10 protein-coding genes, 1 pseudogene and 1 riboswitch are annotated in these 11,014 nt (G+C 75.6%); of the genes and pseudogenes, 6 read left to right on the top strand and 5 right to left on the bottom strand.

The features are described from left to right. Positions 1-304: pseudogene (locus tag DLJ47_RS35970) on the top strand (S1 family peptidase); the annotation flags it as partial. Between the two features lie 87 nt (positions 305-391). Here DLJ47_RS35970 and DLJ47_RS28630 read toward each other — a convergent pair. The 3 genes from DLJ47_RS28630 to DLJ47_RS28620 all read right to left on the bottom strand — a co-directional run bounded on the left by DLJ47_RS28630 (position 392) and on the right by DLJ47_RS28620 (position 3,676). Continuing rightward, positions 392-1,447 (bottom strand): LPXTG cell wall anchor domain-containing protein, encoded by a 1,056-nt coding sequence (locus DLJ47_RS28630; RefSeq protein ID WP_109904575.1) that lies wholly within the window; start codon positions 1,445-1,447, stop codon positions 392-394. Between the two features lie 124 nt (positions 1,448-1,571). Then, positions 1,572-3,200: a YbjN domain-containing protein gene (locus DLJ47_RS28625; RefSeq protein ID WP_109904573.1), complete on the bottom strand. Its 1,629-nt coding sequence runs from the start codon at positions 3,198-3,200 to the stop codon at positions 1,572-1,574. Next, positions 3,197-3,676 (bottom strand): YbjN domain-containing protein, encoded by a 480-nt coding sequence (locus DLJ47_RS28620; RefSeq protein WP_109904571.1) that lies wholly within the window; start codon positions 3,674-3,676, stop codon positions 3,197-3,199. The genes DLJ47_RS28625 and DLJ47_RS28620 overlap by 4 nt, the downstream gene beginning before the upstream one ends. Positions 3,677-3,791: 115 nt before the next feature. On the opposite strand from DLJ47_RS28620, the gene DLJ47_RS28615 reads away from it, so the two are divergent. Continuing rightward, entirely contained in the window at positions 3,792-6,248 is a 2,457-nt protein-coding gene (locus DLJ47_RS28615) for a DNA translocase FtsK (protein WP_109904569.1), read from the top strand. Beyond that, positions 6,241-6,630, top strand: coding sequence for a VOC family protein (locus DLJ47_RS28610; RefSeq protein WP_109904567.1), 390 nt, complete (start codon positions 6,241-6,243; stop codon positions 6,628-6,630). The genes DLJ47_RS28615 and DLJ47_RS28610 overlap by 8 nt, the downstream gene beginning before the upstream one ends. 117 nt (positions 6,631-6,747) lie before the next feature. Here the strand turns inward: DLJ47_RS28610 and DLJ47_RS28605 are convergent, their stop codons facing one another. Both DLJ47_RS28605 and DLJ47_RS28600 read right to left on the bottom strand, forming a co-directional pair. After that, positions 6,748-6,990, bottom strand: a complete 243-nt coding sequence (locus DLJ47_RS28605) for a hypothetical protein (protein WP_088995409.1) — start codon at positions 6,988-6,990, stop codon at positions 6,748-6,750. A 91-nt stretch (positions 6,991-7,081) separates the two neighbouring features. After that, positions 7,082-7,396, bottom strand: a complete 315-nt coding sequence (locus DLJ47_RS28600) for a DMT family transporter (RefSeq protein ID WP_109904565.1) — start codon at positions 7,394-7,396, stop codon at positions 7,082-7,084. Positions 7,397-7,460: 64 nt separating this feature from the next. After that, positions 7,461-7,529: riboswitch (guanidine-III (ykkC-III) riboswitch) on the bottom strand. A 98-nt stretch (positions 7,530-7,627) separates the two neighbouring features. Between DLJ47_RS28600 and DLJ47_RS28595 the strand changes: the two genes are divergently transcribed. The 3 genes from DLJ47_RS28595 to pgsA all read left to right on the top strand — a co-directional run bounded on the left by DLJ47_RS28595 (position 7,628) and on the right by pgsA (position 10,914). Next, the gene (locus DLJ47_RS28595; RefSeq protein ID WP_109904563.1) at positions 7,628-8,554 is read left to right on the top strand and encodes an ornithine cyclodeaminase family protein; all 927 of its coding nucleotides are present in this window, start codon (positions 7,628-7,630) and stop codon (positions 8,552-8,554) included. 126 nt (positions 8,555-8,680) lie between these two features. Further along, positions 8,681-10,246, top strand: coding sequence for a 30S ribosomal protein S12 methylthiotransferase RimO (rimO, locus tag DLJ47_RS28590; RefSeq protein ID WP_233258067.1), 1,566 nt, complete (start codon positions 8,681-8,683; stop codon positions 10,244-10,246). A gap of 77 nt (positions 10,247-10,323) precedes the next feature. Continuing rightward, the gene (gene pgsA / locus DLJ47_RS28585) at positions 10,324-10,914 is read left to right on the top strand and encodes a CDP-diacylglycerol--glycerol-3-phosphate 3-phosphatidyltransferase (RefSeq protein WP_109904561.1); all 591 of its coding nucleotides are present in this window, start codon (positions 10,324-10,326) and stop codon (positions 10,912-10,914) included. The last annotated feature ends 100 nt before the right edge of the window (positions 10,915-11,014 follow it).

The raw sequence follows: 11,014 nt of genomic DNA, 5'->3' as shown, positions 1-11,014 counted from the left end.
CCGCGCCAGCCGAGCCGCCGGCTCGCTGGCCGCCGGGCGGACCCAGACCCAGCCGGACGGCCGCTGGTTCCGTGCCCCGGCCGGCCCGCAGCGGGCCTGCCTGGACGCCCCCGACGGGGCCACCTTCGCGCTCACCCTGCAGCGCTGGACCGGCACCGGCTGGCGGACCGTGGCCCGCGCCGACGCCGACGCCGACGGGGCGGCGGCCCAGCTGGCCACCGAGGGCCCGGCCGGCGCGTACCGCTACCGGGTGACCGCGCTGCGCGGCTCCGGCGACTACACGCTGGCGTTCTCCGCCGGCTGACCCACCCGACCGGGCCGGTCGCCGACATCCCCGTGCACGTCGGTGACCGGCCCGGAGCCGGGTGCGGCGTCCGGTGGACGCCGCCGGTCAGCCCCGCCCGAGGCGGCGGCGGAGCAGCAGCAGGCCCGCTCCGAGGGCCAGCAGCACCGCGCCGGCCAGGGCGTACGCGCCGCCGGCCGGTCCGGTGCGGGGCAGCTGCCCCGGCTCCTCGGCGGGCGTCGTCGGGGTCGGCGTGGCGGTCGACCCGGCCGGCGGCGCCGTGGTGGCGCCGGCCCCGGCGCCACCGGTCAGCCGCAGGGTGACCGAGGTGTCCTTGTTCGTGTACCGGTCGACCGGGGCCAGGTACAGCCGGACGGTGCGCTCGTCGCCGCCGACCGCGAGGCGCACCCGGAAGGTGTCCGTGGCCCCCGCCCCGAGCGTCCCGAGCCGCAACAGTTCGCAGCCCGCACCGGCCATCCGGCCGCTGTCCGAGCACGCCGGCGCGGCGACCCGCACACCGTCGGGAGTGCTGACGTTCAGCGCGTAGCCGCCGACGGCGAAGCTGCCGGTGTTCGTCACCCGGACCGTCACCGTGGCGGCTCCGCCGTCGACCGCTCCGGCGGTGGCACGTAGCCGCAGCGACGTCCGGTCCGGCCAGTTGATCCGGAAGTCGTGCGGCCGCCCGGTGGCGCCGCTGCCGTCCCGGCCGGCGACCGAGCCCCACGCGACGACGCCGAAGACCGGCTCGCGCGCCGCCGAGGTCAGCGTCAGCCGGTGGGTCCGCCGGCCGCCGGCGGCCAGTTCGGCGCCCCCGCAGACGAAGGTGCGGGCCGACCCGGCGACGGGGTCGCAGTCACCGCCCGAGGTCAGGCCCACCCCGGACGGCAGGCGCAGCACGAAGAAACCCTTAGCCGCCGCCGCTCCCTCGTTGCTGACGGTCACCTCCACCGGGCCGGACGGCCGCCACGGGTCGCCGCCGAGGAAGGCGATGTCGCCCCGCGCGCTGATGTCGGACGTGGCGGCCGGGGTGGCGGCCGTCGCGCTGGCGACCGGTGCGGGGGCGGACGCCGCCGCGGCGGACGTGCCGACGGCGGGCTGGAACAGCAGCGCGGCGGCGGCGGTGGCGACGGCGGCGACGGTGCCGGTGCGGAACAGGCGCATCATGGCGGACTCCCGGAGTTCGGTGCGGTTGACGCGGAAACCACACCTGAGCCGGGGATCAGGTTGCGCGACTGTCGGATGGCGGTCTCCGGACGTCGGGGCGGCAACTCGCGGCGCCGTTCGCGCGTCAGGGCAGCGCGGCGACCGCCTCGGCGTACCCGGCGCCGGTGCGCACGGCCGCGTCCACCAGCACCGCGAGCTGGGCCGGGGCCACCCCGTGCGCCAGGTCGGTGCTGACGTCGCCGGCCAGCGCCAGCTCGCCACCGAGTTCGTGCACGTACGCCTTCGGCAGCAGCCGGTCGTGGTTCCACGCGTTGCAGAACGCGTACGCCTCGGCCAGCCGGCCGGCCGGCAGCCGGCGCGCGGCGACCACCCGGACGTGCAGGATCTCCCCGCGCTCACCGGCGCGGCGGAACTGGATGAGCGCCTCGCCCCAGCGGCCGAGCACCGCGCCGCCGCCGTCCACGTCGTACCGGTCGCCGCGCCGGTCCAGCTCGGCCGTGATCATCGACAGGGTCAGCGGCACCGGGTCCAGCTCCGCCGGCCCGGCGTCGCCGTCGTCCGGGTCGTCGAGGTCGTCCGGGGCGTCGTCGGCGGGCAGCGGGACCGGGGCGGCCAGCGGCCGCTCGGCCAGCCAGGACGCGATCCGGCCGGACTGGTGGCCGGTGCCGTTGCGGGCGTCGAAGCTGCCGGCCAGCCGGGTCGCCGTGCCGAGCAGGGTGTGCCCCAGCGTCTCGACGTCCAGCTCGGCCGCCGGTCGCGGGCCGGCGGCGGGGCGGCGCAGCGTCCGGTGGCCCAGCCCCGCCTCGACGGCCAGCGCGCAGAGCAGCGCCCCGGCGGCGGCGAACTCCATCGCCGACAGGTCGTCGGCCGGGCGGTCCAGCCGGGGCAGCTGCTCGGCGAGGATGTCCAGCCCACGGTCGAGGTGCCCGGCCAGCGCGCAGAACCGCAGGTGCGCCGAGAGGTACGGAAAGGCGGCCGGTTCCCGCCGGTGCCGCCGGTACGCCCGCACGTGCGCCGCGCCGGCCCGCTCCGGCTCGCCGGCCCGCAGCCAGGGCAGCAGCGCCCCGGCCAGCGCCCGCTCCGGCTGCTCGGTGCAGGTGACCGTGCCGTCGAGCGGGTCCCGCAGCACGTCCAGCGCGGCGGACCAGTCGCCCCAACCGGCGAGCAGTTCGGCGCGGCGGACCGGCGCGCAGCCGGGGCACCCGTCGGCCGGGCCGGGCGCGGCGGCGGTCCACCGGTCGTACCACCGGCGGGCGGTCGGCTCGTCGCCGAGGTGGTCGGCGATCCGGCAGCGCAGCTCCGCGACCACCGCGGCGTCGCCCGCGTCGGAGGCGGTCCGGCCGGCCAGGTCGTCCAGCATGGACCGGGCCTGGTCCAGCCCGATCCGGGGGGTGCCGAGCAGCGCCTCCACCGCGTACCGCTGGTAGCGCAGCAGCAGCTCGACGTCGGCCGCGGGCAGCAGGTCGGGCCGGCGGTCGACGGCGGCCAGGCAGCGGCGCACCGGTTCCACCAGCCGCCACCGCTCGCCGTCCAGCAGGTACGCCTCGACCAACGCGAACCGGGCGGCCACCGCGGAGCGGTCGTCCCCGGCCGCGTCGGCGTGCGCGGCGACGCGTTCCAGCTCGGCGGTCCGGGCCTCACCGTCGGGCAGGTCCCGGGCCTCGGCGAGCGCCTCGGCCAGCGCCGCGTCCGCCGGCCCGCGCCGGCCCGCCCCACCCGGTGTGGCTCGCTGGCGCTCGCCCCGCCCGGTCACGCGATCACCGCGCCGGGCAGCCCGCGCACCTCGGCGGCGAGCTGGCAGCCGGTGGCGATGCCGCAGTCGAGCAGCTGGTCCAGCTGGTGCGGGGTGACCCCCCGCTCCAGGTCGGTGATCACCTCGCCGCAGACCCGGGCCCGGCCGTCGTCGTCGACGTGCACGAACGCCTTGGGCCAGAGCCGGTCGTGGTTCCAGCCGTTGCAGAACGCGTACAGCGCGGGGACGTGTTCGATGGAGAAGGTGGGTGCGGCGATGGTGCGCACCTGGAGCAGCTCCCCGGCGGCGCCCAGGCGCAGGAACCAGATCAGGCTGTCGTCCCACCGACCGACCAGGTCGCCGTCCGGGTCGCGCTGGACGACGTACCCCCGGCTGCCCAGCACGGCGGCGATCAGCTCGCCGGTCAACGGCCGCAGTTCCCCGGGCGGCCCGGCCAGGGGGCCGTCCGGACCGTCCTCGATTTCCGGCGACGCCATTGGGGGCATCCCTTCGGGGGCGAATATCACGGCGGACGGCGAGGTCCGTGCTGCGACGCGCGGACACGACCCGGAAAAGCGGCGATCTGCCGGGTCACGCCGTTAAGTTGATGCTATGGCGGGCCGTACCTCTCAGGCGAGCCGGCGGCGCGGCGCGTCGCCGCGCGGTGGCACGAACAGCCGTGCCCGCCAGCCGGCGAAGAAGAGCCGCACCCCGGCCCGGCGCCGCACCGCGGCCGCCCGCCCGGGCCCGGCGGTCTACGTCGGCCGGGCGATCGGTGCACTGTGGATGGGGCTGGCGCACGGCGTCGGCTGGGCGGTCCGGGCCGCCGGCCGGCAGGCCGCCTCGGCCAAGGAACTCGATCCCGAGCACCGCCGGGACGGCGCCGGTCTGCTGGTCTTCGGGCTCGCCCTGCTCAGCGCCGTGGGCATCTGGTTCTCCGCGGCCGGCCCGGTCGGTGAGCGGGTGGCCGACACCGTCCGGCTCTTCCTCGGTGCGATCGCCATCGTGGTGCCGGTGCTGCTGATGATCGGCGCCTGGCGGCTGATGCGCGAGCCGGCCGACCCGGAGCACCGCGGTCGCGGGCTGGTCGGTTGGGGCTCGATGCTGGTGGCCACCGCCGCGCTGCTGCACATCGGGCAGGAGCCGGTCGACGCGACCCAGCGCGACTTCGCCGGCGGACTGGTCGGCGCCGGGGTGGGCAGCCTGCTGGAGCGCGCGGTCACCGCCTGGGTGGCGGTGCCGCTGCTGATCCTGCTGCTGGTCTTCGGGCTGCTGGTGGTCACCGCCACGCCGATCAACAAGATCCCGGAGCGGCTGGGCCTGCTGGCCGGCGCGGTGACCGGCGCGCCCGCCGCCGAGGACGCGACGGACGAGGCCCGGGCCACGCCCGCCCGCAAGCGCCCGGGGAAGCGGATGGCACCCCCGGTGGACCCGGACGACTTCGAGGAACTCGACGAGGGCGTCGACCTGCAGGACACCATCGTGCTGCCGCGCAAGGCGCCGGCCAAGGTGCCGGCGACCCGCAAGCCGGTCGAGCCGCCGGAGCACTCGCCCGCGCCCACCCGGGCCGAGCAGTTGGCGCTGACCGGGCTGGCCGGCGACTACACCCTGCCGCCGGCGAACATGCTCAGCAGCGGCGCGGCGCCGAAGAAGCGGAGCAAGGCCAACGACGAGGTGATCGCCGCGCTCACCGGCGTCTTCGAGCAGTTCGACGTGGACGCCGCGGTCACCGGCTTCACCCGCGGCCCGACGGTCACCCGCTACGAGGTCGAACTCGGGCACGGCGTCAAGGTCGAGCGGATCACCCAGCTCTCCCGCAACATCGCGTACGCGGTGAAGTCGCCGGACGTGCGGATCCTGAGTCCGATCCCGGGCAAGAGCGCGGTCGGTGTGGAGATCCCGAACACCGACCCGGAGAACGTCGCGCTCGGCGACGTGCTGCGCTCCCGCGCCGCCACCACCGACCACCACCCGATGGTGGTCGCGCTCGGCAAGGACATCGAGGGCGGCTACGTGGTGGCCAACCTGGCGAAGATGCCGCACATCCTGATCGCCGGCGCCACCGGCGCGGGCAAGTCGTCCTGCCTGAACTCGCTGCTGGTGTCCATCCTCACCCGGGCCACTCCGGACGAGGTGCGGCTGCTGCTGATCGACCCGAAGCGGGTCGAGATGACCGGCTACGAGGGCATCCCGCACCTGGTCACCCCGATCGTGACCAACGCCAAGAAGGCGGCCGACTCGCTGGAGTGGGTCGTCCGCGAGATGGACATGCGCTACGACGACCTCGCCGCCAACGGGGTCCGGCACATCGACGACTTCAACCGCAAGGTCCGCAACGGCGAGATCAAGGCCCCGCCGGGCAGTGAGCGGGAACTGCGGCCGTACCCGTACCTGCTGGTGATCGTGGACGAGCTGGCGGACCTGATGATGGTCGCGCCGCGCGACGTGGAGGACTCCATCGTCCGGATCACCCAGCTGGCCCGGGCCGCCGGCATCCACCTGGTGCTGGCCACCCAGCGCCCCTCGGTGGACGTGGTCACCGGCCTGATCAAGGCGAACGTGCCGTCCCGGCTCGCCTTCGCCACCTCCTCGCTGGCCGACAGCCGGGTCATCCTCGACCAGCCGGGGGCGGAGAAGCTGCTCGGCCGGGGTGACGGGCTGTTCCTGCCGATGGGCGCCTCGAAGCCGATCCGGATCCAGGGCGCCTGGGTCACCGAGCGCGAGATCGCCGACGTGGTGAAGTTCTGCAAGGACCAGCGCGAGCCGGAGTTCCGCCCGGACGTGCTGACCGTCGCGCAGGAGGGCAAGAAGAAGATCGACGAGGACATCGGCGACGACCTCGACCTGCTGGTGCAGGCGGTCGAGCTGGTGGTCACCTCGCAGTTCGGCTCGACTTCGATGCTCCAGCGCAAGCTGCGGGTCGGCTTCGCCAAGGCCGGCCGGCTGATGGACCTGATGGAGACCCGGGGCGTGGTCGGGCCGTCCGAGGGCTCCAAGGCGCGCGACGTGCTGGTCAAGCCGGACGAGTTGGAGGAGGTCCTGGTCGGCCTGCGCGGCGGCGATGAGTGAGCCGCTGGCGCAGGAGCTGTTCCCGATCCTCACCGCCGCGGACCTGCCGGCCGCGCTCGGCTTCTACCGGGACCTGCTCGGCGGCGCGGTCACCTACCGCTTTCCGGAGACGGGCGAGCCGGAGTACGTCGCGCTCAGCTTCGGTGCCGGCCAACTGGGCATCGGGCGCCAGGCGGAGCCGGGGCCGCCGCCTGACGACCGGACCGCGCTCTGGGTGTACGTCCGCGACTGCGACGCCGCGATGGCCCGGCTGCGCGCGGCCGGGGTGACGGTGCTGGCGGACCCGGCGACGCAGCCCTGGGGCGAGCGGATGGCGGTCGTCCGTGACCCCGACGGGCACCGGGTGATCGTGGCCGACCGGGGCCGGACCGGCGAGCGCTGACCCTGAGCCGGCCGGTCCGCGCCGGCCAGCCGACCCGGCGGACCCGCACGGGCCCGCCGGACACGGACGGGCCCGCTGGCGTGCGGCGGGCCCGTCGCTTCGGGGGAGCGGTACTGATCAGTTGACGAGGGCGTTCACCAGCACCAGGCCGATCACCGCGCCGACCACGCTGGCCACGGCGGCGTACCAGCCGAGCGGCTTGTCGCCCAGGACCGCGCCGACGACGCCGAGGATGACGCCGAGCACGCCGAAGATGATCGGGTTGAGCAGGAGCGCGAGGACCGCGAAGACGAAGCCCAGGATGGTGCAGATGCGGGCGGCGTTGCTGCGCGGACGGGCGGTGCTGGGCATGTCGGCCATGTCTGCCTCCGTCGGAGAGCCTGCGATGTCAGCCGATCTCTACCCACAAGGTAGGCCCGGCACGCCTCGCGAAACGTCGACACGCCGGGGATCAGTGGAAGATCTTCAGCCCGACCACGCCGGCGACGACCAGCGCCAGGCAGGCGATCCGGGGCAGGCTGGCCGGCTCGTTCAGGGCCAGCATGCCGACCAGGGCGGTGCCGGACGCGCCGATGCCGACCCAGATCGCGTAGCCGGTGCCGACCGGGATCTCGCGCAGCGCGTACGCGAGCCCGAGCATGCTGAGCACCAGCGTCACCACGAAGACCAGCGACGGAACGGGGCGGGTGAATCCGGCGCTGCGGTCCAGGGCCACCGCCCACGCCGTCTCCAGCAGTCCGGAGATCACCAGCACGATCCAGGCCATCGGAGTCCACCTCTGCGGGGTTGCCCGGACCGCCGGGGCCGGGACGAGTCGAGTCTGCAGGTCACGCGGGGCGTCTTGGCCTGACCGGGTACGCCCACTACTCGTCCGGGGCGGCCCGACCCCGGGCCACCAGGGCCGACGGTAGCACCGGCCGCCGCCCCGCCCGGGCGAGGGTGAGCCGGGCCACCGTCCGTTGACCTGAACCTCACTTCAGCTTGCAGGATGGGGTCCATGACGCTGCTCTTCTCCGACCGCGAGGTCACCGCCGCGCTGGACGCCGGCGCCACGGTGGCCGCCATGCGGGACGCCCTCCGGGCCGCGTACGCGGGTCGGCTGGTGGCCCCGCCCCGGGCGTCCGCGTCGCTGGGCGGCGGGCGGATGGTGCTGACCGCGGGGCACCTGACCGGCGAGTGGTACGGCTTCCGCTCGTACGACACCTTCGGTCACCCGGAGGCGGAGCAGGTGGTGGTGCTGCACGACGGGCGTACCGGGGCGGTGCGGGCGGTGGCCGTCGGCGAGGAGCTGGGCTCGCGGCGTACCGGGGGACTGGGCGGGGTCGCGGTGGACGCGCTGGCCCGGCCGGACGCGGCCACCCTCGGCGTGATCGGCTCCGGGCGGCAGGCCTGGACGCAGGTCTGGGCCGCCGCCGCGGTGCGCCCGCTGCGCGAGGTCACCGTGTACAGCCGCTCCGCGGCCCGGCGGGAGGCGTTCGCCACCCGGGTCCGCGCCGAGCTGGACGTCCCCGCCCGGGCGGTGGAGTCGGCCCGCGCCGCCGTGCGCGACCGGGACCTGGTGGTGCTCGCCACCACCAGCCCGACCCCGGTGCTGGACGCCGCCGACCTGCGCCCCGGCACGCACGTCAACGCGGTCGGCTTCAAGCAGCGCGACCGGGCCGAGTTCGGCACCGACCTGCTGGACGTCGCCGACCTGCTGGTCACCGACTCGCCGGCGCAGGCGGCCGCGTACGCCCCGCCGATGCTGGCGGCCGACCCGCCGTACGCCCACCGGCTGCTGGATCTCGGCGCGGTGCTGACCGGCGCCGCCACCGGCCGGACCCGGGCGGACCAGATCTCGGTCTTCTGCTCCGTCGGTCTGGCCGGTACCGAGGTGTTCCTGCTCGACCGGCTGGTCGCGGTGGGCGCGGCGGCCGCGGCCTGAGCTCGGTCCGGTCCGCGCTGTCGGCGCACCCGGTCGCGGCAGGTGAGCGGGCCGGGCGGATGTGAGCCGGCCTACTGCCGGCGGCCCGCCGCGGGCGGGGACCGGCGTCCCGCCCGGTACCCTCGGATGGTGTCTGCCACCTCCCCGTCCGACAACTCCAGCTCGGCGCGTCTGGCGCCGCGCCGCGACCTGGAGCTGTCGTCCAAGCTGTCGCCCGTCGGCGACGGCCGCCGCGTCGCCCTGCTGACCCTGGGCTGTGCCCGCAACGAGGTCGACTCGGAGGAGTTGGCCGCCCGGCTGCACGCCGACGGCTGGCAGGTGACCACCGACGGCGAGGGCGCCGACGTGGTGGTGGTGAACACCTGCGGCTTCGTGGAGAAGGCCAAGCAGGACTCCATCCAGACCCTGCTCGCCGCGGCCGACACCGGGGCCAAGGTGGTGGCCGCCGGCTGCATGGCCGAGCGGTACGGCCGCGAGCTGGCCGAGAGCCTGCCCGAGGCGCAGGCGGTGCTCAGCTTCGACGACTACCCGGACATCGCCGCCCGGCTGGACGCCGTCGTCGCCGGTGAGGCGCTGGCCGCGCACACCCCGCGGGACCGGCGCGAGCTGCTCCCGCTCACCCCGGTCAAGCGGCGGGCGGCGGCGGTGTCGCTGCCCGGGCACGGCACCCCAGCCCGGGCCGCCGTCGAGACCGACGCGCACACCCCGGCCCACCTGCGCCAGGTGCTGCGCCGGCGACTGGACACCGGCCCGGTCGCCTCGCTCAAGCTGGCCAGCGGCTGCGACCGTCGGTGCGCGTTCTGCGCCATCCCGGCGTTCCGCGGCGCGTTCGTCTCGCGTACGCCGGACGAGCTGCTCGCCGAGGCGGAGTGGCTGGCCAAGACCGGCGTCCGCGAGCTGGTGCTGGTGAGCGAGAACTCCACCTCGTACGGCAAGGACCTGGGCGACCCGCGGGCGTTGGAGAAGCTGCTGCCGCAGCTGGCCGCGATCGACGGCATCGTCCGGGTGCGGGCCAGCTACCTCCAGCCGGCGGAGACCCGGCCCGGGCTGGTCGAGGCGATCGCCACCACGCCCGGGGTGGCCCCCTACTTCGACCTGTCCTTCCAGCACTCCAGTGAGCCGGTGCTGCGCCGGATGCGCCGGTTCGGCTCCACCGACCGGTTCCTCGACCTGCTCGCCGGCGCCCGGGAACTGGCGCCCGAGGCGGGCGCCCGGAGCAACTTCATCGTCGGCTTCCCCGGCGAGACCCGGGCCGACGTCGAGGAGCTGGTCCGGTTCCTGACCGCGGCGCGGCTCGACGCGATCGGCGTGTTCGACTACAGCGACGAGGACGGCACCGAGGCTGCCGGGCTCTCCGGCAAGGTCTCCGCCGCCACCGTCAAGCGCCGCTACGACAAGCTCAGCGCGCTCGCCGACGAGCTCTGCTCGCAGCGGGCCGAGGAGCGGCTCGGTTCGACCGTCGAGGTGCTCGTCGACTCGGTCTCCGACGGCGTGGTCGAGGGGCGCGCCGCGCACCAGGCCCCCGAGGTGGACGGCTCCACCACCCTGGTCGCCCCGGACGGCGGCGGGGTGGATCTGGCCGCGCTGCGCCCCGGTGACCTGGTCCGGGCCACGGTCACCGGCACCGAAGGGGTGGATCTGCTCGCCGTACCGGATGAGATGATCTCGGCGGCGCCCGGCGCGGCACGGTGACGGCGGGCCCGGACGGAGCGGGGAGGCCACGTGGTGGGGTACCGGGAACGCCACGGCGGTCCGTGCGGAGTGCGGCGGTGACCGGGGCTACCGGGTCGACGCCGGCCCCGGTGGTCGGCCGGGTGCCGGTGCTGAACGCGGCCAACGCGCTCACCGCGCTGCGGCTGGTGCTGGTGCCGGTCTTCGGGGCCAGCGTGGTGATCTCCGCGATGAGCAACGCCGGCTGGCGGATGGCCGCCTGCCTGATCTTCGCCATCGCCTCGGTGACCGACCTGGTCGACGGCTGGATCGCCCGCCGGTTCGGGCTGGTCACCTCGGTGGGCAAGGTCGCCGACCCGATCGCCGACAAGGCGCTCACCGGCGCCGCGCTGCTGCTGCTCTCCTGGTACGACCGGCTGCCCTGGTGGGTGACCGCGGTGATCCTGGCCCGCGAGCTGGGCATCACCGCCCTGCGGTTCTGGGTGATCCGGCGCGGCGTCATCGCGGCCAGCCGGGGCGGCAAGATCAAGACCGCGTTGCAGATCCTGGCCATCGCCTGGTACCTCTGGCCGATGCCGGCCGCGCTGGCCGGCGTCGGCCCGTGGATCATGGCCGCCGCCGTGGCGGTGACCGTTATCACCGGCTTCGACTACATCGCCCAGGCCCTCCGCCTCCGCCGCACCCCCTGACTCCGGGGTCGCCCCCGTCGATCATGAAGTTGTTGACGCGACACGCCGGTGTCGAGGTCGACAACTTCATGATCAACCGGCCGGTCCCGGGGGTGGAGGG

Origin of the sequence: Micromonospora sp. S4605 (genome assembly GCF_003176715.1) — a bacterium.
GTDB classification, from domain to species: Bacteria; Actinomycetota; Actinomycetes; order Mycobacteriales; family Micromonosporaceae; genus Micromonospora; species Micromonospora echinaurantiaca.
The sequence above is the reverse complement of the archived record's forward strand: the minus strand, read 5'-3'. Positions and strand labels throughout refer to the sequence as shown.

What these genes read in the sequence shown, in the direction of transcription:
- DLJ47_RS28630 (WP_109904575.1), bottom strand. Translation starts at nt 1,447, where the DNA reads ATGATGCGCCTGTTCCGCACCGGCACCGTCGCCGCCGTCGCCACCGCC.
- DLJ47_RS28620 (WP_109904571.1), bottom strand. Translation starts at nt 3,676, where the DNA reads ATGGCGTCGCCGGAAATCGAGGACGGTCCGGACGGCCCCCTGGCCGGG.
- DLJ47_RS28615 (WP_109904569.1), top strand. Translation starts at nt 3,792, where the DNA reads ATGGCGGGCCGTACCTCTCAGGCGAGCCGGCGGCGCGGCGCGTCGCCG.
- DLJ47_RS28610 (WP_109904567.1), top strand. Translation starts at nt 6,241, where the DNA reads ATGAGTGAGCCGCTGGCGCAGGAGCTGTTCCCGATCCTCACCGCCGCG.
- DLJ47_RS28605 (WP_088995409.1), bottom strand. Translation starts at nt 6,990, where the DNA reads ATGGCCGACATGCCCAGCACCGCCCGTCCGCGCAGCAACGCCGCCCGC.
- DLJ47_RS28600 (WP_109904565.1), bottom strand. Translation starts at nt 7,396, where the DNA reads ATGGCCTGGATCGTGCTGGTGATCTCCGGACTGCTGGAGACGGCGTGG.
- DLJ47_RS28595 (WP_109904563.1), top strand. Translation starts at nt 7,628, where the DNA reads ATGACGCTGCTCTTCTCCGACCGCGAGGTCACCGCCGCGCTGGACGCC.
- rimO (WP_233258067.1), top strand. Translation starts at nt 8,681, where the DNA reads ATGGTGTCTGCCACCTCCCCGTCCGACAACTCCAGCTCGGCGCGTCTG.